Source organism: Pseudomonas soli, assembly GCF_900110655.1.
Lineage (GTDB): Bacteria > Pseudomonadota > Gammaproteobacteria > Pseudomonadales > Pseudomonadaceae > Aquipseudomonas > Aquipseudomonas soli.
On the sequence record NZ_FOEQ01000005.1, the window covers coordinates 237,207 to 261,358 of the forward strand.

Consider the following 24,152-nt stretch of genomic DNA (forward strand, 5'->3'; position numbering starts at 1 on the left):
ATGGGGAATGGAGGCATGCGTGCAACATGGACAAATCTCACGGAAAACAAATGAATGTTCTCCGTATTCGGGAAGGCTCCCGGGCGCACGCAGCACACGCCAGGCGGTCATTCTAGCTATCCGATCGCAGGAATGCGTCAACATTTTGCGTCCAAATGTTGCCAGGTCAAGGTGGGGCAGCCCGGTATCGGCCATGGCCAGAGGGCCCCACGCTTTGGGCCCACTCGTTACCTAGGCTGCCTGCATTCACATCGAAAACCTGTCAGCGCACCCGCTCAAGGCTTTTCAGCGCAAGGTCGAGGGCTTTTTGCATGTCCAGCCGCGCCGACCGCCCGACATCCTTGTCACCGAGCTGATAGTTGCGTTCCGACGGCAGGATGGGAGCGGTGAGGTCCTCGGCATCCATCCGCTCGAAGTCATGCTGGTCACCGATGCTCATGGCGCTGCGGCGCAACAGCATGCGTACCTGTTCGGGCTGCAGGTTCGGGTTGATCGACAACATCGCCGCCACCAGGCCCGTGACCATCGGCGTGGCATAGGAGGTACCGCAATGCACTGCGCCGGGCGGCCCTGCTTCGAGGGTCGAGGCGTGGGCGCAGGCGGCAGCGGTGATGTCCACCCGCATGTCCATGTTCGAGCTGCTGCGCCTGACGGCAAAGGCCGGGTCGTCAACGGCGCGCTCGCCTCCCTGGGCGCGCTGGTGGCCGCCGACCACCAGCAACTGCTCGGTGATGAACGAGGAGGGTAGGCGGTAATCGTCGGTGCCGGCAAAGGTCGAGCCATTGCCGGCGGAGTTCACCACCAGCACATCGGGGTGCGACTTGCGCAGCCAGAGAAAGAACTCTTCCAGCAATTCCTCGTAGCCGCTCATGGCAAGCCCTGAGCGCAACAAGGAGTCGACTTCTTCACCCTCGGCGTTGCGGGTGCCGACGCGGTGGATGCCCCAGCTCCAGTTGAGCACGCGCACGCCGTCCTCGACGAGGTTGACCGAGGCCGCGATATTGGCCGTGATACCGGCATCGGAGTTGCGCTCGACGATCACCTCGAAACCGCCGCTGGCCGGTTCCAGGCCGCGCAGGAAGCCGGTGTTGCCACCATTGTTCCAGCCGGCGGCAAGAATGCCGGCGACCGTGGTGCCATGCGTGTCTGGCTGGTCCGCGTCGCGGGCGTACAGGCACGTGCGGGGAATGGCACACGCACCCAGGTAATCGGCAAAGTCCGGGCTGTCGAAGTCGACATCGCGTTCGATCAGGCCGATGCGCAGCGGCTGTGGCTGGATGACAGCCTGCTTGCCAGGCAGGCGTCGCTGGTAGAAATCGACCGCGTCCAGGAAGCGGTTCGCCGCCCACTCGTCAGAGTCCCGGGGTGGGGTGTGGGGGCGTTCCTGTTCGGCCTGTTCCGGCGCCGACTCTTCGATGACCACCGCATCGACGCTGGCCTCGCTGCTCAGGCGTAGAACCAGGGCATCGCGTTGCTCCAGATTGCGTGCCGGCAGGCGCAACTGATAGAGGTTCAGCGGCGCAATGCTGCCGACGACGTTGGCCCCATATTTGCCCGCCAGGCGTTCGGCCTCCTGGCGACCATCATGACGTTCCTCGATCAACAGACTCACCAGGTTCACATACGTAGTCAGACCGTCCATGTTCCTCGCCACTTCGTCTGGCCCTGCGGCCAGTACGTGACTGTTGCGCAGTGTCAGCCATACAGCGTTGCTGGTGCGCGTGCCATGTTCAAGCCAGAGCGGGCCGCTTTGCCGCTCGCTGCTGTCCAGCCGCAGGCGTAGCCGATCCGCTTCGCGCACCACCGCGCTGGAGGGGATCGTCTTGTCGCCGAGTTTCAGTGTCGGCGGCTGGGCGCTCAGCCCCCGGACGGTCAGGCACCAGTCTTGGCGCCGGGTGTCCAGCAGGTCACCGCAACGCTTCAGGCTTTCGATACGCAAGCCTTCCGACGCCTGTGCCATTGCGCCTGCGAGCAACATGAGCAGGGTGATGAAGGCGGCGAGCAGTACGGCCATGGGGCGGTTTCCTTGCTGAGGGCCTGCAGTTCCGACTGCTGCGCAGCGCGCTTGGTTCAGCTGTCAGAGGTATGGCCTTGCCTTGAGGCCCACGCCACGGCGCACAGTGTCACGCCCGCCACGTTCAGCGAGACCGGATTGAAGGCGTCCACCAGCATCGACGGCTGCATCACCGCCACATCCACCAGCAGCCCAAGCAGCACGCCCGCGGCGACCAGCAACGGCCAGGCCAGGCTCGGCATCAGCAGCAGTGCGGCGAGTACCAGTTCAGCTACGCCGGCAATTTGTGACAGCCAGGCTGCGTGCCCCAGTCCGTGAGCCTGCAACAACAACTGCTCACCGGGGCTGAGCAACAGCAGCTTGGGCACCAGCCCGTGGTAGGCGAAGATGAACGCCAGGCTGGCGCGCGCCAGCCAGTGCACCTGGCGCAGGCGGTTCATGGCTGGCCCTGGAGAAAGCGTCGCTGGTGGTCCGGGCTCGGCAGCAGGCATTGGTCGTGCTTGCCGAACAGGCGATAGCGATTGAGTGCCACACGATCGTACAGCCAGTCCCGTAGTCCCTGCGGGCAGATGCGCAGTACCCGCAGCAGCGGCCAGGCGCCGGGCAGTTGTCGGGTGATTTCGAAAAACGCCGCGGAGCGCACCCAGCAGTTCTGGTCACGGATCACCGCCATGGTGTCGAACGCCGCTAGCGGCAGGCCCGCCCAGGCGAGCAGCGCCTGGCCTTGCGCTGACTGCACCGTGGCCAGGCGGATGCGTTGATGGCGATCATGGCGGATCACGAATTTCGCCCAGCCATTACACAGCTTGCACACACCGTCGAACAGCAAGACGGTTTCTCCTGGCGCAAGCAGTGGCGCAGGGGTAGGGCGTTTCAGGGCAGCGGGCATGGCTTGATTCCGTTCAGGCGGTGGGCCGGTATTGTATAGCGGTCAGGCAGGCGAAGGGGCATGTACGCGCGGTGGGTGGATCACCTGCAAAGGCCCTGGCCTGCACCCCTTGGCCAAAGCCGGTATGATACGCGCCCGTCAGCGGAGTGCCCCATGGCCAAAGACATCGATAATCCGTGCATCTCGCTATGCCAGCTCAACAGCGAGCTGTGCGTCAGCTGTGGCCGGACCCGGGACGAGATCCGTAAATGGCGCGGCATGAAGCGCCCGGAGAAGATGGCGACCGTGCAGCGCGCGGCGGCGCGTATGAAGGCTATCGTCAAGAAGAACGCCAAGCGCCAGGTCATGGCGTCGTGAACGGGTAGTCCGAGGGTTCGAAGCGTTGCTGTGTGTCCATTTGGACGCCACGCAGATGCGCGGTTTCCTCGAACACGGCATACAGCGGGTCGGCGGCATAACCGATCAGCAGCGCGCGGCGCGGTGCACCGCTGGCATTCAAGCTGCCGGCATGTACCAGGTCGACATCGAACACCAGGGCGTCGCCCGCTCGCCCGGAAAGCTGGACGCTGCGTGATTCGTCACTGAAGTCGAAAGGTGGCGCGTCCGGGGCGGGGCGATGGCTGCAGGGGACGATACGGGTGGCTCCGTTGTCCGGGCCGTAATCGTCCAGGTAGACCATCACCCCCACCGTGTCGCCCGGGCGCTGCGCCGACAGGTCACGGTGCAGGCGTTGATGGCCACCCCCGGCAACGGGGGCGCGCCCCTCGACCTGGTAGAGGAAGAACCTTTCGCCGATCAACGCGCCAACCGCTGCCAGCACCTGCGGCAAGCGGCAAACGGCCTGGACCGCTGCTGCGCCATCCAGTTGCGCATGACGCCAGTCCCTGGCGCGGGGCACCGGCCAGTCCTCCGAGGGTTTCACCCCAGCCTCGAATAGCCGACGCAGCTCGTCCAGCCATTGTGTCGGGATCGCCTGGCGGAGCAGGGCATAGCCCGCCTGGTGCAGCTGTTGGTGATGGGGCATGGCACTCTCGCTATCCCTGTCAGTCGTGTGTTGGCCAAGGGTAGTGAGCCTGGCCGGCTTTTGCGAGCGTCACGGGTAGCGTGCACTTGGCCAATCACTTCTAGACTTGCGCACATCACCTGTATCCCGTGGGAGAGGCCCATGCGCAGACTCTGGCAAAAGTACCTGGCACTGCTCGACGCCGACCTCAGCGCCAAAGTGTTCGACAACTTGAAGAACCTGCTGGTGTGCGCGCTGCTGTTCGCCGCAGGCACCGAGGCGATTCACGGTGACCAGCAGATCCTGCTGGGCTTGTGGGTGTCGAGTTTCACTGGCTGGGGGCTGATCCTGGTGTCGGCGCTGCTGTTGCTGCTGAACGTCAGCGATACCTTGCACCGGCTGGCCAAGCTGCCTTACCACACGGCATTGCAGGTGATCCTGTGTTTGCTTTACCTGGTGCTGGCTTCGCGGGTGGTCGAGATCGTCTGGAGCTTCCGGGCGGAGTAGGGGCTGGCGAAGCCATGAAAGATCCTCGCGCGCCCCGTTGCGGCTCGTCAGGCGGTATGCCAAGACATTCGCCGACGAATCCCGGATAATACCCGCCATTTTCGCCCGCTTCCTGGTACCCCCTCGCATGGAAATCAAGGTCAATTTTCTCGACAACCTCCGTCTCGAAGCCAAGTTCGACGACTTCACGGTGATCGCCGACCAGCCGATCCGCTACAAGGGTGACGGCTCGGCCCCGGGGCCGTTCGACTACTTCCTGGCCTCGTCGGCCCTGTGCGCGGCGTACTTCGTCAAGCTGTACTGCCAGACCCGCGACATTCCGACCGAGAATATCCGCCTGTCGCAGAACAACATCGTCGACCCCGAGAACCGCTACAACCAGATCTTCAAGATCCAGGTCGAGCTGCCCGAGGACATATCCGAGAAGGACCGCCAGGGCATCCTGCGCTCCATCGACCGTTGCACCGTGAAGAAAGTGGTGCAGACCGGCCCCGAGTTCATCATCGAGCAGGTCGACAACCTCGACGCCGATGCCCAGGCATTGCTGATGCCGGTGTCGGACACCACCACCTACATCCCGGGCAAGGACCTGCCGCTGGAGCAGACCATCGCCAACATGTCTGCCCTGCTGGCGGAGCTGGGGATGAAGATCGAGATCGCCTCGTGGCGCAACATCGTGCCCAACGTCTGGTCGCTGCACGTGCGCGACGCGCAGTCGCCGATGTGCTTCACCAACGGCAAGGGCGCCACCAAGGAAGCGGCGCTGGCCTCGGCGCTGGGTGAGTTCATCGAGCGCTTGAACTGCAACTTCTTCTACAACGACCAGTTCTGGGGCGAGGACATCGCCAACGCCGCGTTCGTGCATTACCCCAACGAGCAGTGGTTCAAGCCTGGGCCCAAGGACGCGCTGCCGGCCGAGATCCTCGATGATTACTGCCTGCAGGTCTTCAACCCCGACGGCGAGCTGCGCGGCTCGCACCTGTACGACACCAACTCGGGCAACAAGGAGCGCGGTATCTGCTCGCTGCCGTTCGTGCGCCAGTCGGACGGCCAGACGGTGTACTTCCCGTCCAACCTGATCGAGAACCTGTACCTGAGCAACGGCATGAGCGCCGGCAACACCCTGGCCGAGGCGCAGGTGCAGTGCCTGTCGGAGATCTTCGAGCGGGCGGTCAAGCGCGAGATCCTCGAAGGCGAGCTGTGCCTGCCGGACGTGCCGCAGGAGGTACTGGCCAAGTACCCGGGCATCGTCGCCGGCATCCAGGGGCTGGAGGAGCAGGGCTTCCCGGTGCTGGTCAAGGACGCGTCGCTGGGCGGTGAGTTCCCGGTGATGTGCGTGACCCTGATGAATCCGCGCACCGGCGGCGTGTTCGCTTCGTTCGGTGCCCATCCGAGCTTCGAGGTGGCGCTGGAACGCAGCCTGACCGAGCTGCTCCAGGGGCGCAGTTTCGAGGGCCTGAACGATCTGCCGCAGCCGACCTTTGACAGCCTCGCGCTAACTGAACCGAACAACTTCGTCGAGCACTTCATCGACTCCAGCGGCGTGGTGTCGTGGCGCTTCTTCAGCGCCAAGGCCGACTTCGAGTTCGTCGAGTGGGACTTCTCGGGCCACGGCGAGGACTCCAACCAGCAGGAGGCGCAGACGCTGTTCGGCATTCTCGAGGACCTGGGCAAGGAGGTGTACATGGCCGTGTACGACGACCTTGGCGCCACCGCCTGCCGCATCCTGGTGCCGGGTTATTCGGAGATCTACCCGGTCGAGGACCTGATCTGGGACAACACCAACCGGGCGCTGGGTTTCCGTGCCGACATCCTCAACCTGCACAAGCTGGACAACCGCTCGCTGAAGCTGCTGCTCAAGCGTCTGGACAATGCCGAGGTGGACGACTACACCACCATCACCACGCTGATCGGCGTCGAGTTCGACGACAACACGGTGTGGGGCCAGCTGACCATCCTCGAGCTGAAACTGCTGATTCACCTGGTACTGCAGCGCTTCGAGGACGCCAAGGAGCTGGTCGAGATGTTCCTGCAGTTCAACGACAACACCGTCGAGCGCGGGCTGTTCTACCAGGCGCTGAACGTGGTGCTGGAGGTGGTGCTGGACGATGAGCTGGAGATGGCCGACTACGAGGCCAACTTGCGCCGCATGTTCGGCAATGAGCGGATGGACGCGGTGCTGGGCTCGGTGGATGGCAGCGTGCGTTTCCATGGCTTGACCCCCACCAGCATGGGGCTCGAAGGGCTTGACCGTCACCTGCGTCTGGTCGAGAGCTACAAAAAGCTGCACGCCGCACGGGCGAGAGCGGCCGGGTTGAGCAGTTGATCATGTCTTGGATGCCAAGGGCCGCCTAAGCGGCCCTTTCTTTTTGGGACAGCGGCTTGCACCGGGGCTGGAGCAGCTGCTGCACGACCCGGGCTTATCCTGGTCACTTTCCAACTCCAACCGCGACGATGCACCACAGTGGCGCAATCCACAGGGTTGGTCTTAGCTGTTGCGGGCCCGGCGAGCGGTTGCCGCCCGTTGGGAAAAGATCGTCAGGGATAGGCCCAAGGAGGGTTGGATGAACAGGAAAATGCTGGCTGGCGCGATACTGCTGTGGATGTGCTCGATGACGGCGCAGGCCGACTGCGCGGTACTGGGACCCTGGGAGGACCCTTGTGCCGGCCCGGTGCTGGGCCCGACGACCTGCGTGTGCGAGCGCTGATCACAGTGAAAGTGCAGGGAAGCATCAATCATTGACCAGGAGGTTACCCATGAAGAAAGTCATGTTGGCTGTACTGCTGCTGTGGGGCTTTTCCGTGACGGCCCAGGCGTCGTGCCCGGTGTTCGGCCCGGGCACAGACCCTTGCGCGGGACCCGTGTTCGGGCCTTCGACCTGCGAGTGCCCTTGATTCCATGGCCGCCTGAGACGGCAGGCGCGAGCTTGCGCGGCGGATAACGGGCGAAAACCAGGCCGGGCTGGCTGCGCACCGATCACTGCGTATTCGAGGGGCTTGGAACATCTCGCTGATCGTGCAGCCCGGCCAGCACCTCGGCGGCGGTGGTGACATGACCGAAATGGTGCTTCCACAGGTCGATGCCCAACTGCCCGGAGCGGTCCAGCGAGGAACCCATGGTCAGGTCGGTGACCAGTGTCGGGGTAAGCCCCGCATCGAACAGGGCGAAGCCTGCGGCCAGCACGCAGGTCTCGGTCTGCAGCCCGCAGACCAACACACGCTCGACGCCGAGGCTTTTGATGTAGTCGAGTGTCTCGGCGCTCTGGCCGTAGCCATGCTTGATGAACACCTTGTCCGCCTCGACCAGGGCCACGTCCTCGCTGGCCGGGTGCCAACCGAGCTGGCGCTGGAAAGGTGTGACCTGCTCGTCGTGCAGTTCGACCGAAGCGATCGTGGGGATGTGCGCGGACAACACGCGGATGCCGTCCACCAGTTTCTCGGAAGGGCTGAAGGTGGATTGCACATCGACGATGAGCAGGACTTGCTGCATGGCGGTTTCCCGGGCGAGGTTCGAAAGCTGGCGAGTATACCGCCGCACGCCGGTTTATTGCGGCAAGGGCCTCTCTATCAACGTGGCGCGTTCACCTGACAATCCGCTTGAGGGCCTCGCCTGCAATTTCGCGGGTCAGTGACTCTGCACCCATATGCCTTCCCAGGCGCAATGCCTGCCCGGACCACAGGTTGCTGAAATCACTGTTGCCTTGCGGGTCGGTGATCGCGCGCAGCGGCATCAGCGCGCCGCCGGCCAACGGGAAACGCGGGGCGAGGGCGCTCATCGGGCCCAGCTCGCGCATGAGGCGGTTGTTGATGCCGCGGGCCGGGCGGCCGGTGAACAGGTTGGTCAGCGCGGTATCGCTGGCGGGGGCGTTGTCCAGGGCGCGGCGGTGTGCAGGTGACACCTTGGCCTCGGGGCAGAACAGGTAGGCGGTGCCGATCTGCACGGCCGAGGCGCCCAGGGCCAGGGCGGCGAGCAGGCCGCGGTGATCGGCCACGCCGCCTGCCGCGATCACCGGCAGGCTCACCGCATCGACGATCTGCGGCACCAGGGCGAAGGTGCCGATCTGGCTGGTGATGTCGTTGCTGAGGAACATGCCGCGATGGCCGCCGGCCTCATAGCCCATGGCGATGATCGCGTCGCAGCCATGCTGTTCCAGCCAGATCGCTTCCTCCACCGTGGTGGCGCTGGACAGCACCCTGGCGCCTGCCGCCTTGACCCGCTGCAGCAGCGCCGGCGCTGGCAGGCCGAAGTGGAAGCTGACCACTTCCGGGCGCAGTTCCTCCACCAGCTTGCAGCTTTGTTCGTCAAAGGGCGCGCGATTGGACACCGGCGTCGGCGCCTCGAAGTCCGCGCCGACTTCATCGTAGAAGGGCTTTAGCGCCTGTTTCCAGCGAGCGTCTTGCTCGGGGTCTGGCGCCGGCGGTTGATGGCAGAAGAAGTTCAGGTTGAGCGGACCCTGGCAGGCGGCACGGAAGGTGTCGATTTCGCCGCGCAACTGCTCGCTGGAGAGCATGGCGCAGGGCAGGGCGCCCAGGCCCCCGGCATTACCGACGGCGATGGCCATGGCTGAGCCGGTGGCGCCGGCCATGGGCGCCTGGAGGATGGGCAGCTCGATGCCAAGCAAATCGAGGATGCGGCGGTCTTGCCAGGTGCTCATGGGCGACTCCTTGAGTGCGGTGGGATCCAGAGTAGCTACAGGGCCTTGCTGACCTGGATGTCGCTGATCTTGTCAGCGTCGTCGCCATGGATCTTGCGCAGGGCTTCCTGCGCCTGCTCCAGGGAGGCGTCGGGCATCAGGGCGAAATCCCAGCGGCGTTCGCCGTCGAGCTTGTACTTGATCACGTACTTGATGGTCTGGGTCATGCTGGCCTCATCCGAGTTTCGACGACGAGCGACGAATGATCTTGATCTTGTGGGTCAGGCTTGGCTTGCGCGTCACGGAGATCGGGCGGGTGGTCACGGTGTCGATGGTGATGTTCCAGAAACCGGTGCTGTGAACGGTGATCTTCGCCGGGAATTTCTCGAAGTGGCCGCCGTGGTAGGTATGCCGGCCGCCATTCTTGAAGCTGCGGAAGTTGGCGTCGTTCATCAGGCGGATGTTGCAGCGCTGGGAACACTCGATGACGACGATATCGTCCTCGTTCAGGTGTTCGCGCTGGTGTACGAATTTCATGGGGCGCTCCGCAAGGATTGTTTCTGCAAACGCGAAAGATATCACGATGTGAGGTTACACTTGCGCCCGGGCTGACCAAGCCAAGGAGATTTCCGCCAGACGTGGGAGCAAAAACGCCTGGACGTGGTCAGAGGATGACTTTGAAGTTGGAGAGTATGTGCATGAAATGGGTAATAGCGGCAGCGGTGCTGGCATTGGGAGGCTGTGTCAGCGTGACGGAACTCGAGCAGTCCCACGCCACCTTGGACGTGATCTCTGGCAAGACGCCACGTGAATACGCCGACTGCGTGAAGCGCAAGCTGGCTGAAACGCGCGATCCGTTGCAGGAGGAGGTGCGCGGGGAAAACCTGCGCCTGACCGTACCGCAGAAGCTGACGGCTGGCGTGGGCCCGGCGGCGCTGCTCGATATCGACAAGCGCGGCAGCGGCAGCGCGATCAAGGTCTACGAGCGGTTGAACAACTTCCCGCTGCGCCTGGGCGACGTGCGCACTGCCGCAACTCAATGCATATCAGGTTCTTGATCCAGCTCAGTTAATCGGCAATTAGCTGGCGTATTGCCACTTTCCTTCCCGGCGGCACGTTGTCGCAGGCCGGGGAATAGGCCTAGTATTTCTGGGCTTATATCGTTTGAGCCTAAGCTTATAACAAGGAAATGGAGCCTCCGTGATGAAACCCCTGAGCCATGTCGTGATCGGCAGCTTGCTGATCTTGGCCTGGCCCTCGGCGCACGCTGCCGACGGCCAGAAAATCTTCAACCAGGGCGGGCAGAATCCCGCCGCCATGGCTTGCCTCGGCTGCCATGGCCCGGACGGCAAAGGCATCGCCGCCGCCGGCTTTCCCCGCTTGGCCGGCTTGCCTGCCGGTTATCTGAGCAAGCAATTGCAGGACTTTCGCAGTGGCAGCCGCAAGCAGGCGGTGATGGAACCACTGGCCAAGGCCCTGGACGATGCGGAAATCGAAGCGATCAGCGCCTACCTGGCCAAGCTGCCAGCCGATCCCGCACCTGACACGCGGCGTCAGCAGATTGCCACCAATCCGGTGGCTCGCCTGGCCCTCTATGGCGACTGGAGCCGCAAGATTCCCGGTTGCGTGCAGTGCCATGGCCCGGGTGGCAGCGGTGTCGGCGAGCACTTCCCGCCGTTGGCCGGGCAGCCGGCCGGCTACCTGGTGGCACAGCTCAACGCCTGGCGCGATGGCAGCCGCAGCAACGACCCCAACCAGCTGATGGTGGATGTCGCCAAAGCGATGACCGATGCCGAGGTCAAGGCGGTTGCCGACTACTTCGCACAGCCGGCGAGCCAGGAGGCCAAGCCATGAAAACCCTTATGCCAAGCCTGTTGCTGTTGGCCATGGGCGCTGCCCAGGCCACCCCTATCGCCATGGAAGACCAGTCCCAGCTCAAGGTGCCGGGCGTGCAGGCGGCCCCGCAATTCGTACCGCCCGCGGAAAGCGCCATTCCGGACAACGCCTTTGGCAAGATGGTCCGTGAAGGGCATGCGCTGTTCGTCGATACCCGCAGGCTGATGCCCGAAGCCGTCGGCAATGGCCTGAACTGCAGCAACTGCCACCTCGACCAGGGCCGCCTGTTCCATTCCGCGCCGCTTTGGGGCGCCTATCCGATGTATCCGGCGTACCGCAAGAAAAACGACAAGGTCAACACCTTCGCCGAACGCATCCAGGGCTGTTTCAGCTTCAGCATGAACGGCAAGCCGCCGGCGGCCGACAGCCCGCAGATGACCGCGTTGAGCGTCTATGCCTACTGGCTGTCGACCCAGGCGCCGACGGGGGTGGAGATCGCCGGTCGCGGCTACCCGGAAGTGCCGAAGCCCAAGGATGGCTACGACTTCAAGCGCGGCGAGCAGGTGTATGACGAACAATGCGCGATCTGCCACGGCGGTAACGGCGAAGGGCAGAAGGTGGCCGGGGACTACGTGATGCCGCCGTTGTGGGGCAAGGACTCGTACAACTGGGGGGCTGGCATGCACCGGATCAATACGGCGGCGTCGTTCATCAAGTACAACATGCCATTGGGCAAGCCCGGTAGCCTGAGCGACCAGCAGGCCTGGGACGTGGCAGCCTGGATCAATCGCCATGAGCGGCCGCAGGATCCGCGCCTGGTCGAGGGCTCTATCGAGAAGACCCGGCTGAAGTTCCATGCCAATGACGGGGTTAACCTCTATGGGCAGAAAGTCGATGGCGTGTTGATCGGGCAGGGGATCGGCGGTTGAGCCGAAACCCTCGCGGGGCAAGCCCGCCCCCACGCCCGGCAAGGGATGATCGTGGGGGCGGGCTTGCCCCGCCATGACGCCGCCAGGCGCTTAAAATTCACGGCCGTCCGGAACTATCTACACTGGAATATCTCTATGATGGCATCGGCCAGCGCGGGGGGCATTGTAAGGTGACCGCCGCCTGATTAGACTGCGCCGAATTTCGTACGCAAAGCCCTTGTTAAGGACGTATATGATCAAGAAATGCTTGTTCCCGGCAGCCGGTTACGGCACCCGCTTCCTGCCCGCTACCAAAGCCATGCCCAAGGAAATGCTGCCGGTGGTCAACAAGCCACTGATCCAGTATGGCGTTGAAGAAGCGCTGGACGCTGGCCTCAGCGAGATCTCCATCGTCACCGGCCGTGGCAAGCGCGCCCTGGAAGACCACTTCGACATCAGCTACGAGCTGGAAAACCAGATCAAGGGCACCGACAAGGAGAAGTACCTGGTCGGCATCCGTCGCCTGCTCGACGAGTGCTCGTTCTCCTACACCCGCCAGACCGAAATGAAAGGTCTGGGCCACGCGATCCTGACTGGCCGCCCGCTGATCGGCGACGAGCCGTTCGCCGTGGTGCTGGCTGACGACCTGTGCGTCAACCCGGAGGGTGACGGCGTATTGACCCAGATGGTCAAGCTGTTCAAGCAGTACCGCTGCTCGATCGTTGCCATTCAGGAAGTCGACCCGCAGGAAACCAACAAGTACGGTGTGATCGCCGGCGAAATGATCCGTGACGACATCTACCGCGTGACCAACATGGTCGAGAAGCCCAAGCCCGAAGACGCGCCGTCGAACCTGGCGATCATCGGTCGCTACATCCTGACCCCGGACATCTTCGACATCATCGCCAATACCGAGCCTGGCAAGGGCGGCGAGATCCAGATCACCGACGCCCTGCTGCAGCAGGCCAAGGATGGCTGCGTGATCGCCTACAAGTTCAAGGGCAAGCGTTTCGACTGCGGTGGCGCCGAGGGTTACATCGACGCGACCAACTTCTGCTTCGAGAACTACTACAAGACCGGCAAGGCGTACTGAGTTCGCCCGGCAGGTCCAGGAGCCACCCTTCGGGGTGGCTTTTTTGTCTGTGGCAGGTAACGGCGCTATGCTGGGCGCCTGCCTAGGAGACTGAATGCATGGCCTACGATTTTGATCTGTTCGTGATTGGCGCCGGTTCCGGCGGTGTGCGCGCGGCGCGATTCGCCGCGGGCTTCGGTGCCAGGGTGGCGGTGGCCGAGAGCCGTTACCTGGGGGGCACCTGCGTCAACGTCGGCTGCGTGCCGAAGAAACTGCTGGTGTACGGCGCCCATGTGGCCGACGAGCTGGAACAGGCCGCGGGCTTCGGTTGGACCCTCGAGGAGGGCCATTTCGACTGGGGTACGCTGATCGCCAACAAGAACCGCGAGATCGAGCGCCTCAACGGCATCTATCGCAACTTGCTGGTCAACAGTGGCGTCACCCTGCTGCAGGGACATGCCCGGATCACCGGCGCCAATGAAGTGGAGGTCGAGGGCCAGCGCTACACGGCGGCCACCATCCTGATCGCCACCGGTGGCTGGCCACAGGTGCCCGACATCCCCGGCAAGGAACTGGCGATCACCTCCAACGAAGCCTTCTACCTTAAGGCATTGCCACGTCGCGTGCTGGTAGTGGGTGGTGGCTATATCGCCGTGGAGTTCGCCGGCATCTTCCAGGGCCTGGGCGCCGCTACCACGTTGCTGTATCGCGGCGACCTGTTCCTGCGCGGTTTCGACGGTTCGGTGCGCACGCACCTGAAGGAAGAACTGGAAAAGCGCGGCATGGACCTTCAGTTCAACGCCGATATCCAGCGCATCGACAAACTCGATGACGGCAGCCTCAAGGCCACCCTCAATGATGGTCGCGAGCTGGTGGCCGATTGCATCTTCTACGCCACCGGTCGGCGGCCGATGCTGGACAACTTGGGCCTGGAAAACACCGGGGTGGAGCTGGATCCGCGTGGTTTCATCCGAGTCGATGAGCAGTTCCAGACCACCGAGCCTTCGATACTGGCCATCGGCGATGTGATCGGCCGGGTGCAACTGACGCCGGTGGCCCTGGCCGAAGGCATGGCCGTGGCCCGTCGTCTGTTCAAGCCTGAGCAGTACCGTCCTGTCGATTACCAGAACATCCCGACCGCGGTGTTCAGCCAGCCGCCGATCGGCACCGTGGGCCTGACCGAGGAGCAGGCGCTGGCCGCCGGGCACAAGGTGCAGATCTTCGAGAGCCGCTTCCGGGCGATGAAGCTGACCCTCACCGACATCCAGGAGAAGACCCTGATGAAGCTGGTGGTCGACGCCGAGACTGACAAGGTCCTGGGTTGCCACATGGTCGGCCCGGATGCCGGTGAAATCATCCAGGGGCTGGGTATCGCCCTGAAAGCCGGGGCGACCAAGCAGCAGTTCGACGAAACCATCGGCGTGCACCCGACCGCCGCCGAAGAATTCGTGTCCATGCGTACCGTCACTCGCTGATACGCCTTATCGCGGGGCAAGCCCGCTCTTACGCCAGGTACCGCCGGGCGTGGGAGCGGGCTTGCCCCGCGATGCTTTTGACCCCGCGCAATCCTTTGCTCAGCCCAATCCCTTCTATTAATAATCCCGCCTTATAGCCAAAACCAATCGCAAGCATGAGCTTTGCCAATGAGCCTTTAACGGGACCAGCGGTTAGGATTCTCTCCGTCAACTGATTTCAACCCATTGAAATTCAATCCATGAAGGAGCGTCTCTCATGCCTATCATCAACAGCCAGGTCAAACCGTTCAACGCCACCGCCTACCACAACGGCGAGTTCGTCCAGGTCAGCGAAGCCGACCTGAAAGGCAAGTGGTCCGTCGTATTCTTCTACCCGGCCGACTTCACTTTCGTCTGCCCGACCGAACTGGGCGACCTGGCCGACAACTACGCCGAGTTCCAGAAACTGGGCGTGGAAATCTACGGCGTGTCCACCGACACCCACTTCACCCACAAAGCCTGGCACGACACTTCGGACACCATCGGCAAGATCAAGTACCCACTGATCGGTGACCCGACCCACGTCATCTCGCGCAACTTCGACGTGCTGATCGAGGAAGCCGGCCTGGCCGATCGCGGTACCTTCGTGATCAACCCGGAAGGCCAGATCAAGATCGTCGAACTGAACGACGGTGGTGTAGGCCGCGATGCTGCCGAGCTGCTGCGTAAAGTCAAAGCTGCCCAGTACGTTGCCGCTCACCCAGGCGAAGTCTGTCCGGCCAAGTGGAAAGAAGGCGAAGCCACTCTGGCACCGTCGCTGGACCTGGTCGGCAAGATCTAAGTCGATGCACACCCCGCGGGCGGTAGACAGCCGCCAAAGCTGAAGCAGTTACCGCCCCGTAAAAACGCCCGGGCGACCTCGCCTGGGCGTTTTTGTATCTGAGTTTTGAAAAAGGAATCGCCCGTATGTTGGACGCCACGCTTAAATCGCAACTGAAAACCTACCTGGAGCGGGTCACCCAGCCGATCGAGATCGTTGCCTCCCTCGACGACGGCGCGAAGTCCCGCGAATTGCACGACCTGCTGGTGGAAATCGCCGGCCTGTCGAACCTGATTACCTTCAGCGCGGACGGCGCCGACACCCGTCGCCCTTCGTTCTCGCTGAACCGCCCGGGGTCTGATATCAGCCTGCGCTTCGCCGGCATCCCCATGGGCCACGAATTCACTTCCCTGGTGCTGGCGCTGCTGCAAGTCGGTGGCCATCCCTCCAAGGCCAGTGCCGAAGTGATCGAGCAGATCCAGGCGCTGGAAGGCGAGTTCACCTTCGAGACCTACTTCTCGCTGTCGTGCCAGAACTGCCCGGACGTGGTCCAGGCGCTGAACCTGATGGCGGTGCTCAACCCCAATGTGCGCCACGTCGCCATCGACGGCGCGTTGTTCCAGGATGAAGTTGAAGCCCGCAAGGTCATGGCCGTGCCGAGCATCTACCTGAACGGCGAAGTGTTCGGCCAGGGTCGCATGGGGCTGGAAGAGATTCTCGGCAAGATCGACACCAATGCCGGCGCCCGCCAGGCCGAGAAGATCAATGCCAAGGACGCCTTCGACGTACTGGTGGTCGGCGGTGGCCCGGCCGGTGCCGCCGCAGCGATCTACGCCGCGCGCAAAGGCATCCGTACCGGTGTTGCGGCCGAGCGTTTCGGCGGCCAGGTGCTCGACACCCTGGCCATCGAGAACTTCATCTCGGTGCAAGAGACCGAAGGGCCGAAGCTGGCCACGGCCCTGGAAGAGCACGTCAAGCAGTACGACGTCGACATCATGAACCTGCAGCGCGGCGAAGCGTTGATCCCGGCCACCGACGGCGGCCTGCACGAAGTACGCCTGGCCGGCGGCGCCTCGCTCAAGGCCAAGACCGTGATCCTGGCTACCGGTGCCCGCTGGCGTGAGATGAACGTGCCGGGCGAGCAGCAATACCGCGCTCGCGGCGTGGCCTACTGCCCGCACTGCGACGGCCCGCTGTTCAAGGGCAAGCGCGTGGCGGTGATCGGTGGCGGCAACTCCGGTGTGGAAGCGGCCATCGACCTGGCCGGTGTCGTTGCCCAGGTGACCCTGATCGAGTTCGACAGCCAGCTGCGTGCCGACGCCGTGTTGCAGCGCAAGCTGCACAGCCTGCCGAACGTCAAGGTGATCACCAGCGCGCTGACCACCGAAGTGGTCGGCGAGGGTGAAAAGGTCACCGGCCTGCGCTACAAGGACCGCAGCACCGAGGCGCTGCATGACCTGGCGCTGGAAGGCATCTTCGTGCAGATCGGCTTGCTGCCCAACACCGACTGGCTCAAGGGCACCGTGGAGCTGTCGCCGCGCGGCGAGATCATCGTCGACGCCAAGGGCCAGACCAGCATCCCGGGTGTGTTCGCCGCCGGTGACGTGACCACGGTGCCATACAAGCAGATCGTCATCGCCGTGGGCGAGGGCGCCAAGGCTTCGCTGGCCGCCTTCGATCACTTGATCCGCACTTCGGCCCCGGCCTGACCGCCTGCGGTTGCAACGCTAGAACGCCGCCATCCCTTGGGGATGGCGGCGTTCTAATTTGTTTCGGCTGTCTCAGGCCGGCTTGCCCAAGGCCTCGTCGGTGGCCTTGCCACGCCCGCCCAGCCACACCAGCAGCAACCCGGTCGCCGCCAGCAGGCCACCGGCCATCGGCACCGCCGCGTAACCCAGGTCCAGGCTGATCACCGCGCCACCCAGAGCCGCGCCCACGGCATTGCCCAGGTTGAACGCGCCGACATTGATCGACGACGCCAGCCCCGGCGCTTCGGCCGCGGCGATCATCACCCGCATCTGCAGCGGCGGAACCACGGCGAAGGTGAATACCCCCCAGACCAGCAGCGCGAGCGCCGCGCCGACATGGCTGCCCAGTACCAGCGGCATCAGCAGCATGATCGCCGCCAGTGCGCCGAGGAAGATCCTTGCGGCACCGTCCAGCGACCAGTCGGCCAGCTTGCCACCCAGGCTGTTGCCCAGGGTGAAGCCGACGCCAATCAGCACCAGGCCGAGGGTGACGAAACTGGCGGAGGCGCCGGTCAGCTCGGCGAGCACCGGCGCGACATAGGTGTACAGGGTGAACATGGCGCCTGCGCCGAGCACGGTGGTGGCCATGGCCAGCAGCACGTTGGGACGGGCGATTACCGCCAGCTCCTTGCGCACATGGGGCACGTTGCCGCGCTCGCCCTTGGGCAGCGCATACCACAGGGCGGCGATGGCCAGCAGGCCGAGCACTGCGGTGCCGGCAAAGGCCATGCGCCAGCCGACCTGCTGGCCGAGCCAGGTGGCGGCCGGCACGCCGCCGATGTTGGCGATGGTCAGGCCCATGAACATGGTGGCCACCGCGCTGGCCTGCTTGTCCCGGGGCACCACGCTGGCGGCCACCACCGCGCCCAGGCCGAAGAAGGCGCCATGGTTGAGGCTGGTGATCAGGCGCGAGACAAGCAGGGTGTAGTAGTCCGGCGACAGCGCCGACAGCAGGTTGCCGAGGGTGAAGATGCCCATCAGCATCATCAGCGCGGCACGCTTGCCGAAGCGGCTGAACAGCAAGGTCATGATCGGCGCGCCGACCATGACGCCGATGGCATAGGCGGTGATCAGCATGCCGGCGCTGGGAATGCTGGCGCCGACGCCGTCGGCGATCACCGGCAGCAGGCCCATGGGGGTGAACTCGGTGGTGCCGATGCCGAAGGCGCCGATGGCCAGGGCGAACAGCACCCGTCCGGGGGAAAGCGTGCTCATTGGGAGCTCCGAAAAAGCGGTTGAAATCAGGGAGGTGGGCCTCCATGCCCGAAGGATATCAGTCCCAGGCCGGCGCCAGGCCGTCCGGGCTGACTTCACGGCCGTCGCGCTCCAGGGTGGCGATGCGCGCCATGTCGTCGGCGTCCAGACGCAGGCTCTGGGCGAGCAGGTTGCTGGCCAGGTTCTCGCGCTTGGTCGATGAAGGGATCACCGCGTAGCCCAGTTGCAATGCCCAGGCCAAGGCCACCTGGGCCACGGTGGCCTTGTGCTTGGCGGCGATTTGCGCCAGCAGCGGATCCTTCAGGACCTTGCCATAGGCCAGGGTCATGTAGGAGGTTGTGGTGATGCCTTGTTCCGCGAGGAAGGCGCTGAGCTTGCGGTTTTGCAGGTACGGGCTGAGCTCGATCTGGTTGGTGGCGATCTCGCCCTGGCCGACCACGGCGATGGCCTGGCGGGTCAGTTCGATGTTGAAGTTGGAGATGCCGATCTGGCGGGTCAGGCCCTGGCGCTTGGCCTCGGCCAGGGCCTGCATGTATTCGGGCAGCTCGACGCCATTGCCTGGTGCGGGCCAGTGGATCAGCAGCAGGTCGACATGCTCGGTGCGCAGCTTGGCCAGGCTCTCGCGCAAGCTGGGGATCAGTTTGTCGGCGGCGTAGTTGTCGACCCAGATCTTGGTGGTGATGAACAATTCGTCGCGCGGCACGCCGCTTTCGGCGATGGCCTGGCCGACCTCGGCCTCGTTCTTGTAGATCTGCGCGGTGTCGATGGCGCGGTAGCCCAGCTCCAGCGCCGACTTGACCGAGTCGATGACGGCCTGGCCGGTGAGGCGGAAGGTACCCAGGCCAAAGGATGGAATGCTCATGGATGTGCTCCTGTCGAGTGAATGCTTGCAGTGTGCGCGGTTCGGCGGGATTGATTAAGGCCTCGGCAAAACAAGGTCCTTTGAGCTGGAGTCATGAATGCGGGGTTGGGTTGTGATCAGAGCGTGACAATAATGGCGTACACGCGTGCGGCAGATACGCTGGATAGCACCGGCTTTGCTGGTGATCGCGGCCAGGCCAGGACTACCTGAGAATGTTGTGATTGAGCAAGTGCGGCTAGGCGGGGTCATGGCAGGATCGACGAAGCTGTGGCCTGCCGTATTTCCAGGAGCAACCTGATTTGTCAGTCAATGCCCTTTACCAGCAGCGGTTCGAGACCGTGCTTGCCTATATCGAGGACAACCTTGAAGGTGACCTGTCGGTGGAAACCTTGAGCGCTGTGGCACATTTTTCGGCGTTTCATTTTCACCGTCAGTTCAGTGCCTATGTGGGTGTCCCGGTTGCCCGTTATGTGCAACTGATGCGCCTGCGCCGTGCCGCGCATCGGTTGCTCGGCCAGCCCGAACACTCGGTGCTGGACGCGGCCCTGGCGGCGGGGTTCGAAAGCCCCGAGGCATTCAGCAGGGCGTTCAGGCGGGCCTTTGGGCATGCGCCCAGCGCGTTTCGCCGCCGGCCGGACTGGCAGGTATGGAATACGGTGTTTGCCATTCCTCATTTTTCCAGGAGCATCACCATGCAGGTACGAATCGTCGATTTCGCCGCCGTGCGCCTTGCCGCGCTCGAACATCGGGGGCCGCCGAGCCAGGTCAGCGAAAGCGTGCGCCGGTTTATCGACTGGCGCATGAGCAGCGGGCAATCGCCCGTGGCCAGCAGCCGCAGCTTCGGCATCCCCTACAATCATCCGGACACTACCGCGCCGGAAGACTTCCGCTTTGCCATCTGCGGGGAAATCCACGAGGCCGTGGTGCCGAACGTTCAGGGCGTGCGGGAGTCGAGCCTGCCTGCGGGGCGCTGCGCGGTGGTGCGGCATGTCGGCTCGCCGGATCATATCGGCGAGACGATCTACCCGATCTATCGTGATTGGCTACCGGGCAGTGGCGAGGAGTTGCGCGATCATCCGCTGTTCTTCCACTACCTGAGCATCTATCCGCAGACGCCGCTGGAACAATGGCAGACGGATATCTACGTGCCGATACGCTGAGCGCCAAGGCCGAGTGCAGACGAGCCCGCTTCTGCAGTCCTTGCAGGGGGGGCTTGTCTGCGCGGCGGCGCCTCGGTCAGTCGTGGATCTTCGCCGGGTCGGTTTGCAACTGCCACAGCCCGGCATGGGCCGCCAGTTGCGCGTCGAGGTCGTACTGGCTGCCGTTGCGCCGGGCCTTCTCATCGGTCTTGAACAGATCGTCGAGCAGGTTCAGCAGGTTGCGCGAGCGGCTCACCGACTCGGGTGTGCTGACATCGGACTCAAGCTTGCCACCCTCGTAGGTGAGCACGCGCTTGGTGCTGGTGGCCTCCTGGGTGGCCTTGGCTTCCTTGAGCACATTGTCGACGAACGACAATTCGGTGGTGCTGCTCGCCGTTTCGCTGAGCGTGTGGTAACGGTAGTTCTTCTCGTCGAACGGATCCGCTTCGGTGAGCTTGGCAGCGGACGACAGGCTCGAATGCCAGGCGGCATCCAGCTTGGCCTCCTGGCGTTGCTGACGGGCGATGGTGGTGCCTTGGCCACTGGTCGAGGTCGATTGCGACACCTGGTAGGCGAAGCGGTCTTCCTCGTCCAGGCGCCGTGCGTTCGGGCGGCTGGACGGTTGCACGATCGAGGCCTTGAAGTCGGCCAGGCCGCTGAGCAACGCACGGCTGTAGGTGTTCACCGCGTCGTTATGGCCCGCCGGGCGCGGGCTGTTGTCGTCGATGCTGTTCAGTTGGCTGAAGGCATCCTTGAGCAGCGAGGTCAGTTGCGCATCGCCCTTGCCGCGCTTCTGCGCCTCGTCGAACTGGGTCAGGTAGTTGTCCAGGGCGGCCTGGCGCTGGGCCTTGCCGCCCAGCAGCGCGCCGCCCTGGGAGTCGAGGTCCAGCTGCACCTGGCCACTCGGGCCATCGAGTTTCAGGCTGCGGGTGGAGCCGTCCAGGCGCAGGTCGAAGGTCTGTTGCCCACCACTGGGCAAGTCCAGCTTGGCATTCATTTGCAGGCCGCTGAACAGGTTCGGATCGAGCTTGACCAGCGAGCCGAGCTGCAGGCTCGGCGGTTGCCGGGTCAAACCATTGATCGCCGACTGGAAACCGTCGGCCAGGGCGGCCAAGCCCTTGAGCTCGTTGGCGTTGAGCTCGCCGCCCTGGACTTCGGCGTCGACCGCCAGGCCCCGCTCACCGTTGTACAAACCCAGTTTCACCGTGGCGCCGGAGGCGGTGGTGAGGCTGAGGGTGACGGTATTGCTGGCGAACTCGCGCAGGCGTGACTGCTGCAGGTTCAGCGGGGTGGTGTCGGTCTCGTTGACCTGCAGGGCTGACTGGGAGACGCGCTGGCCGCCGCTGGCCGCCAGCTGCTCCACCAGGGCGCTGCCCAGGCCCTGGAAGCGGGCGGCGGTGGAGGACGACTTGACCGCGCTGAACATGTACATGCTCAGCTTGTCCAGCCCGTCCTGTTCCCAGGTGTAGCTGGGCTGCGCGTTGTCCAGCGTGCCTCGCGAGGTGTAGGTCTCACTGTCGGGAACGCGGGTGTCCTGGCCCAGGATGACCTGGGTGCCTGGGGCGCTGGCGACGCTCGTGGGCTGGCGAACGATCAGGTTCTGCGTGGGAGCGGGTGGAGTTTGGATCGGCGTGAATCGCAGTGCCGAGGTGATTGGGCTCATCGTCGCTTTCCTTGCGGAGTGAAAAGGATATGCCTTGATATCGGCATGCCATCAGCAAACCTGAGTGAACATTCGGATTTTTCCTCGGCCTATCCGGAATGGTCGTCTTGCCGGCGCAGAAACGAATCGGCCCGCCAGAAGGCGGGCCGGGAGTACTGCAAGCGACGATCAGCGGCGGCGGAACAGCGGCAGCGGTTCGTCGGTGGCGCCCTGGTAGGTCACCGAGAAGTCCTTCAGGCTCTGCAGCGCGTCTTCCGGGTCCTTGTCGGCACGGATGGCGAACGCGTCGAAACCGCAGCGGGCCATGTAGAACAGCTGGTCGCGCAGCACGTCGCCAATGGCGCGCAGCTCGCCCTTGAACTTGTAGCGGTCACGCAGCAGGCGCGCATTGGAGTAGCTGCGCCCGTCGGTGAAGGCCGGGAAGTTCAGGGCGATCACCTGGAAGTGCTCGACGTGCTCGCCGATTTCCTCGGCTTCTTCGTCGCTGTCCAGCCAGATGCCCAGGCCGCCGTCGCGCGCCTTGAGCAGGCTCGGATGGTCGCGCCACAGCTGCAGCGGCACGATGTAGTCGTCGCAGTTGGTCAGTTCGTCGATCGAAACGTCCTTGGGCAGCAGGTGCCAGGTTTCGTCGACGATCTGGTTGTTCTTAATGATTCGCTGCATAGACGCGCTCCTTGAAGGGATCGATGCCGATCCGCTGGTAGGTATCGATGAAGCGTTCGTCTTCAGTGCGTTGCTCGACGTACACATTGATCAACTTTTCAATCACGTCGGCCATGTCGTCCTGGGCGAAGGAGGGGCCGAGGATCTTGCCCAGGCTCGCATCGCGGGCAGCGTTGCCGCCCAGCGAGACCTGATAGAACTCCTCGCCCTTCTTGTCCACGCCAAGGATGCCAATGTGGCCGACGTGGTGGTGGCCGCAGGCGTTCATGCAGCCGGAGATATTCAGGTCGAGCTCGCCGATGTCGAACAGGTAGTCCAGGTCGTCGAAGCGGCGCTGGATGGATTCGGCGATCGGGATCGACTTGGCGTTGGCCAGCGAGCAGAAGTCACCGCCCGGGCAGCAGATGATGTCGGTCAGCAGGCCGATGTTCGGGGTGGCGAAGCCTTGCTCGCGCAGTTCCAGCCACAACGCGTGCAGCTGACGCTGCTCGACGTCGGCGAGGATGATGTTCTGCTCGTGGGAGGTGCGCAGGTAGCCGAAGCTGTAGCGCTCGGCCAGGTCGGCGACCGCGTCGAGCTGCTTGTCGGTCAGGTCGCCCGGGGCGACGCCGGTGGGCTTGAGCGACAGGGTCACGGCAACATAGCCCGGCTTCTTGTGCGCGCGGGTGTTGCGCGAGCGCCAGCGGGCAAAGCCCGGGTGCTCGGCGTCCAACGCGCTGAAGTCGGTGTTGTCCAGGGCCAGGTACTCAGGGTCGACGAAGTGGCGGGCGACGCGCTGTACTTCGGCCTCGGTCAGGGTGGTGTTGCCGCCACGCAGGTGGACCATCTCGGCCTCGACCTTCTCGGCGAACACTTCCGGGGTGAGGGCCTTGACCAAGATCTTGATCCGCGCCTTGTACTTGTTGTCACGACGGCCGTAACGGTTGTACACGCGCAGGATCGCGTCCAGGTAGCTGAGCAGGTCCTGCCAGGGCAGGAACTCGTTGATGAACGCGCCGATCACCGGGGTACGGCCCAGGCCGCCACCGACCAATACGCGGAAGCCCAGCTCGCCCGCGGCGTTACGCACCGGCTCCAGGCCGATGTCGTGCACCTCGATGGCGGCGCGGTCGTCGCTCGAACCATTGACGGCGATCTTGAACTTGCGCGGCAGGTAGGCGAATTCCGGGTGGAAGGTGGTCCACTGGCGGACGATTTCGCACCACGGGCGCGGGTCGACCAACTCGTCGGCGGCGACACCGGCGAACTGGTCGGTGGTGACGTTGCGCAGGCAGTTGCCGCTAGTCTGGATCGCGTGCATCTGCACGGTGGCCAGCTCAGCGAGAATGTCCGGGATGTCTTCCAGCGCCGGCCAGTTGTATTGCACGTTCTGGCGGGTGCTGATATGCGCGTAGCCCTTGTCGTAGTCGCGGGCGATTTTCGCCAGCATGCGGGCCTGGCGTGCGTTCAACTGGCCATAGGGCACGGCGACTCGCAACATCGGCGCGAAACGTTGGATATACAGGCCGTTCTGCAGGCGCAGAGGGCGGAATTCTTCTTCGCTCAGCTCACCGGCCAGGTAGCGGCGGGTCTGATCACGGAACTGCTTGACGCGGTCCTCGATGATCCGCTGATCGTACTCGTCGTATACGTACATATAAGTCCTGTCTCAGGCTGCATGCAGCTAATCGCGCGCACGGCCGCGCACTCCGGGTCGGAGCGGGGAAACGATAGCAGAGTGGGTTT

At 63.9% G+C, this 24,152-nt stretch carries 26 protein-coding genes; 13 read left to right on the plus strand and 13 right to left on the minus strand.

Annotated features, from left to right (window positions below; translation table 11 throughout):
• Nucleotides 1-262: 262 nt before the first annotated feature.
• The 3 genes from BMY03_RS13925 to BMY03_RS13935 all read right to left on the minus strand — a co-directional run bounded on the left by BMY03_RS13925 (nt 263) and on the right by BMY03_RS13935 (nt 2,903).
• A complete protein-coding gene (locus BMY03_RS13925) occupies nt 263-1,978 on the minus strand; it encodes a S8/S53 family peptidase (protein WP_244891322.1) in 1,716 nt (571 codons plus the stop codon).
• Between the two features lie 92 nt (nt 1,979-2,070).
• Nucleotides 2,071-2,454 carry a DoxX-like family protein gene (locus BMY03_RS13930; RefSeq protein WP_094011385.1) on the minus strand — a complete coding sequence of 128 codons (384 nt, stop codon included), beginning with the start codon at nt 2,452-2,454 and terminating at the stop codon, nt 2,071-2,073.
• A complete protein-coding gene (locus tag BMY03_RS13935) occupies nt 2,451-2,903 on the minus strand; it encodes a thiol-disulfide oxidoreductase DCC family protein (RefSeq protein ID WP_094011386.1) in 453 nt (150 codons plus the stop codon). The genes BMY03_RS13930 and BMY03_RS13935 overlap by 4 nt, the downstream gene beginning before the upstream one ends.
• A gap of 153 nt (nt 2,904-3,056) precedes the next feature.
• Here BMY03_RS13935 and BMY03_RS13940 point away from each other — a divergent pair, with 153 nt between their 5' ends.
• On the plus strand, nt 3,057-3,260 hold the full coding sequence (locus tag BMY03_RS13940) for a DUF1289 domain-containing protein (RefSeq protein ID WP_023631435.1): 204 nt from the start codon (nt 3,057-3,059) through the stop codon (nt 3,258-3,260).
• Here BMY03_RS13940 and BMY03_RS13945 read toward each other — a convergent pair.
• Complete coding sequence (locus tag BMY03_RS13945) at nt 3,247-3,927, minus strand: phytanoyl-CoA dioxygenase family protein (RefSeq protein ID WP_094011387.1); 681 nt, start codon at nt 3,925-3,927, stop codon at nt 3,247-3,249. The genes BMY03_RS13940 and BMY03_RS13945 overlap by 14 nt on opposite strands.
• Before the next feature lie 141 nt (nt 3,928-4,068).
• Between BMY03_RS13945 and BMY03_RS13950 the strand changes: the two genes are divergently transcribed.
• From BMY03_RS13950 to BMY03_RS26630, 4 genes are all read left to right on the plus strand, one after another.
• Nucleotides 4,069-4,413, plus strand: coding sequence for a hypothetical protein (locus tag BMY03_RS13950; RefSeq protein WP_023630028.1), 345 nt, complete (start codon nt 4,069-4,071; stop codon nt 4,411-4,413).
• A 127-nt stretch (nt 4,414-4,540) separates the two neighbouring features.
• Nucleotides 4,541-6,739, plus strand: a complete 2,199-nt coding sequence (locus BMY03_RS13955) for an OsmC domain/YcaO domain-containing protein (protein ID WP_023630029.1) — start codon at nt 4,541-4,543, stop codon at nt 6,737-6,739.
• 238 nt (nt 6,740-6,977) lie between these two features.
• Nucleotides 6,978-7,121 (plus strand): PA0050 family protein, encoded by a 144-nt coding sequence (locus BMY03_RS13960; protein WP_023630030.1) that lies wholly within the window; start codon nt 6,978-6,980, stop codon nt 7,119-7,121.
• 49 nt (nt 7,122-7,170) lie between these two features.
• The gene (locus BMY03_RS26630; protein WP_023630031.1) at nt 7,171-7,308 is read left to right on the plus strand and encodes a PA0050 family protein; all 138 of its coding nucleotides are present in this window, start codon (nt 7,171-7,173) and stop codon (nt 7,306-7,308) included.
• 82 nt (nt 7,309-7,390) lie between these two features.
• Here BMY03_RS26630 and BMY03_RS13970 read toward each other — a convergent pair whose 3' ends face one another.
• The 4 genes from BMY03_RS13970 to BMY03_RS13985 form a co-directional block, all read right to left on the minus strand.
• On the minus strand, nt 7,391-7,903 hold the full coding sequence (locus BMY03_RS13970) for an isochorismatase family protein (RefSeq protein ID WP_094011388.1): 513 nt from the start codon (nt 7,901-7,903) through the stop codon (nt 7,391-7,393).
• 91 nt (nt 7,904-7,994) lie between these two features.
• Nucleotides 7,995-9,068: an NAD(P)H-dependent flavin oxidoreductase gene (locus BMY03_RS13975; protein ID WP_094011389.1), complete on the minus strand. Its 1,074-nt coding sequence runs from the start codon at nt 9,066-9,068 to the stop codon at nt 7,995-7,997.
• A 35-nt stretch (nt 9,069-9,103) separates the two neighbouring features.
• Complete coding sequence (locus BMY03_RS26360) at nt 9,104-9,274, minus strand: hypothetical protein (RefSeq protein ID WP_094011390.1); 171 nt, start codon at nt 9,272-9,274, stop codon at nt 9,104-9,106.
• A 7-nt stretch (nt 9,275-9,281) separates the two neighbouring features.
• The gene (locus BMY03_RS13985) at nt 9,282-9,584 is read right to left on the minus strand and encodes a DUF1883 domain-containing protein (protein WP_094011391.1); all 303 of its coding nucleotides are present in this window, start codon (nt 9,582-9,584) and stop codon (nt 9,282-9,284) included.
• A gap of 161 nt (nt 9,585-9,745) precedes the next feature.
• Here BMY03_RS13985 and BMY03_RS13990 point away from each other — a divergent pair, with 161 nt between their 5' ends.
• From BMY03_RS13990 to ahpF, 7 genes are all read left to right on the plus strand, one after another.
• Nucleotides 9,746-10,105 carry a hypothetical protein gene (locus BMY03_RS13990; RefSeq protein WP_094011392.1) on the plus strand — a complete coding sequence of 120 codons (360 nt, stop codon included), beginning with the start codon at nt 9,746-9,748 and terminating at the stop codon, nt 10,103-10,105.
• A 145-nt stretch (nt 10,106-10,250) separates the two neighbouring features.
• The gene (locus tag BMY03_RS13995) at nt 10,251-10,901 is read left to right on the plus strand and encodes a c-type cytochrome (protein WP_094011393.1); all 651 of its coding nucleotides are present in this window, start codon (nt 10,251-10,253) and stop codon (nt 10,899-10,901) included.
• Nucleotides 10,898-11,812 (plus strand): c-type cytochrome, encoded by a 915-nt coding sequence (locus tag BMY03_RS14000; protein ID WP_094011394.1) that lies wholly within the window; start codon nt 10,898-10,900, stop codon nt 11,810-11,812. The genes BMY03_RS13995 and BMY03_RS14000 overlap by 4 nt, the downstream gene beginning before the upstream one ends.
• A gap of 232 nt (nt 11,813-12,044) precedes the next feature.
• Nucleotides 12,045-12,884, plus strand: a complete 840-nt coding sequence (gene galU, locus BMY03_RS14005; protein WP_023631140.1) for a UTP--glucose-1-phosphate uridylyltransferase GalU — start codon at nt 12,045-12,047, stop codon at nt 12,882-12,884.
• A gap of 98 nt (nt 12,885-12,982) precedes the next feature.
• Nucleotides 12,983-14,338, plus strand: a complete 1,356-nt coding sequence (gorA, locus tag BMY03_RS14010) for a glutathione-disulfide reductase (RefSeq protein WP_094011395.1) — start codon at nt 12,983-12,985, stop codon at nt 14,336-14,338.
• Nucleotides 14,339-14,594: 256 nt separating this feature from the next.
• Nucleotides 14,595-15,158 (plus strand): alkyl hydroperoxide reductase subunit C, encoded by a 564-nt coding sequence (ahpC, locus tag BMY03_RS14015; RefSeq protein ID WP_023631141.1) that lies wholly within the window; start codon nt 14,595-14,597, stop codon nt 15,156-15,158.
• A 125-nt stretch (nt 15,159-15,283) separates the two neighbouring features.
• Entirely contained in the window at nt 15,284-16,846 is a 1,563-nt protein-coding gene (gene ahpF / locus BMY03_RS14020) for an alkyl hydroperoxide reductase subunit F (protein WP_094011396.1), read from the plus strand.
• A gap of 72 nt (nt 16,847-16,918) precedes the next feature.
• Here the strand turns inward: ahpF and BMY03_RS14025 are convergent, their stop codons facing one another.
• On the minus strand, nt 16,919-18,100 hold the full coding sequence (locus BMY03_RS14025) for an MFS transporter (protein WP_094011397.1): 1,182 nt from the start codon (nt 18,098-18,100) through the stop codon (nt 16,919-16,921).
• Nucleotides 18,101-18,158: 58 nt separating this feature from the next.
• Nucleotides 18,159-18,962 carry a 2,5-didehydrogluconate reductase DkgB gene (dkgB, locus tag BMY03_RS14030; protein WP_094011398.1) on the minus strand — a complete coding sequence of 268 codons (804 nt, stop codon included), beginning with the start codon at nt 18,960-18,962 and terminating at the stop codon, nt 18,159-18,161.
• Between the two features lie 299 nt (nt 18,963-19,261).
• Here dkgB and BMY03_RS14035 point away from each other — a divergent pair, with 299 nt between their 5' ends.
• Complete coding sequence (locus tag BMY03_RS14035) at nt 19,262-20,122, plus strand: AraC family transcriptional regulator (protein ID WP_236661072.1); 861 nt, start codon at nt 19,262-19,264, stop codon at nt 20,120-20,122.
• A gap of 76 nt (nt 20,123-20,198) precedes the next feature.
• On the opposite strand, the gene BMY03_RS14040 is transcribed toward BMY03_RS14035, so the two are convergent.
• From BMY03_RS14040 to BMY03_RS14050, 3 genes are all read right to left on the minus strand, one after another.
• Nucleotides 20,199-21,764, minus strand: a complete 1,566-nt coding sequence (locus BMY03_RS14040) for a hypothetical protein (RefSeq protein WP_094011400.1) — start codon at nt 21,762-21,764, stop codon at nt 20,199-20,201.
• A gap of 168 nt (nt 21,765-21,932) precedes the next feature.
• The gene (locus tag BMY03_RS14045) at nt 21,933-22,427 is read right to left on the minus strand and encodes a DUF934 domain-containing protein (protein ID WP_023629994.1); all 495 of its coding nucleotides are present in this window, start codon (nt 22,425-22,427) and stop codon (nt 21,933-21,935) included.
• On the minus strand, nt 22,411-24,063 hold the full coding sequence (locus BMY03_RS14050) for a nitrite/sulfite reductase (protein WP_023629995.1): 1,653 nt from the start codon (nt 24,061-24,063) through the stop codon (nt 22,411-22,413). The genes BMY03_RS14045 and BMY03_RS14050 overlap by 17 nt, the downstream gene beginning before the upstream one ends.
• Between the last annotated feature and the right edge of the window lie 89 nt (nt 24,064-24,152).

Excerpts from the sequence above, each read along its gene's own strand:
- BMY03_RS13935 (WP_094011386.1), bottom strand. The coding sequence starts at position 2,903 with ATGCCCGCTGCCCTGAAACGCCCTACCCCTGCGCCACTGCTTGCGCCA.
- gorA (WP_094011395.1), top strand. The coding sequence starts at position 12,983 with ATGGCCTACGATTTTGATCTGTTCGTGATTGGCGCCGGTTCCGGCGGT.
- BMY03_RS14040 (WP_094011400.1), bottom strand. The coding sequence starts at position 21,764 with ATGAGCCCAATCACCTCGGCACTGCGATTCACGCCGATCCAAACTCCA.
- BMY03_RS13985 (WP_094011391.1), bottom strand. The coding sequence starts at position 9,584 with ATGAAATTCGTACACCAGCGCGAACACCTGAACGAGGACGATATCGTC.
- ahpC (WP_023631141.1), top strand. The coding sequence starts at position 14,595 with ATGCCTATCATCAACAGCCAGGTCAAACCGTTCAACGCCACCGCCTAC.
- galU (WP_023631140.1), top strand. The coding sequence starts at position 12,045 with ATGATCAAGAAATGCTTGTTCCCGGCAGCCGGTTACGGCACCCGCTTC.
- ahpF (WP_094011396.1), top strand. The coding sequence starts at position 15,284 with ATGTTGGACGCCACGCTTAAATCGCAACTGAAAACCTACCTGGAGCGG.
- BMY03_RS13945 (WP_094011387.1), bottom strand. The coding sequence starts at position 3,927 with ATGCCCCATCACCAACAGCTGCACCAGGCGGGCTATGCCCTGCTCCGC.
- dkgB (WP_094011398.1), bottom strand. The coding sequence starts at position 18,962 with ATGAGCATTCCATCCTTTGGCCTGGGTACCTTCCGCCTCACCGGCCAG.
- BMY03_RS13970 (WP_094011388.1), bottom strand. The coding sequence starts at position 7,903 with ATGCAGCAAGTCCTGCTCATCGTCGATGTGCAATCCACCTTCAGCCCT.
- BMY03_RS14025 (WP_094011397.1), bottom strand. The coding sequence starts at position 18,100 with ATGAGCACGCTTTCCCCCGGACGGGTGCTGTTCGCCCTGGCCATCGGC.
- BMY03_RS13940 (WP_023631435.1), top strand. The coding sequence starts at position 3,057 with ATGGCCAAAGACATCGATAATCCGTGCATCTCGCTATGCCAGCTCAAC.
- BMY03_RS13960 (WP_023630030.1), top strand. The coding sequence starts at position 6,978 with ATGAACAGGAAAATGCTGGCTGGCGCGATACTGCTGTGGATGTGCTCG.
- BMY03_RS13975 (WP_094011389.1), bottom strand. The coding sequence starts at position 9,068 with ATGAGCACCTGGCAAGACCGCCGCATCCTCGATTTGCTTGGCATCGAG.
- BMY03_RS13995 (WP_094011393.1), top strand. The coding sequence starts at position 10,251 with ATGAAACCCCTGAGCCATGTCGTGATCGGCAGCTTGCTGATCTTGGCC.
- BMY03_RS13925 (WP_244891322.1), bottom strand. The coding sequence starts at position 1,978 with ATGTTGCTCGCAGGCGCAATGGCACAGGCGTCGGAAGGCTTGCGTATC.
- BMY03_RS14000 (WP_094011394.1), top strand. The coding sequence starts at position 10,898 with ATGAAAACCCTTATGCCAAGCCTGTTGCTGTTGGCCATGGGCGCTGCC.
- BMY03_RS26630 (WP_023630031.1), top strand. The coding sequence starts at position 7,171 with ATGAAGAAAGTCATGTTGGCTGTACTGCTGCTGTGGGGCTTTTCCGTG.
- BMY03_RS13955 (WP_023630029.1), top strand. The coding sequence starts at position 4,541 with ATGGAAATCAAGGTCAATTTTCTCGACAACCTCCGTCTCGAAGCCAAG.
- BMY03_RS26360 (WP_094011390.1), bottom strand. The coding sequence starts at position 9,274 with ATGACCCAGACCATCAAGTACGTGATCAAGTACAAGCTCGACGGCGAA.
- BMY03_RS14045 (WP_023629994.1), bottom strand. The coding sequence starts at position 22,427 with ATGCAGCGAATCATTAAGAACAACCAGATCGTCGACGAAACCTGGCAC.
- BMY03_RS14050 (WP_023629995.1), bottom strand. The coding sequence starts at position 24,063 with ATGTACGTATACGACGAGTACGATCAGCGGATCATCGAGGACCGCGTC.
- BMY03_RS13950 (WP_023630028.1), top strand. The coding sequence starts at position 4,069 with ATGCGCAGACTCTGGCAAAAGTACCTGGCACTGCTCGACGCCGACCTC.
- BMY03_RS13990 (WP_094011392.1), top strand. The coding sequence starts at position 9,746 with ATGAAATGGGTAATAGCGGCAGCGGTGCTGGCATTGGGAGGCTGTGTC.
- BMY03_RS13930 (WP_094011385.1), bottom strand. The coding sequence starts at position 2,454 with ATGAACCGCCTGCGCCAGGTGCACTGGCTGGCGCGCGCCAGCCTGGCG.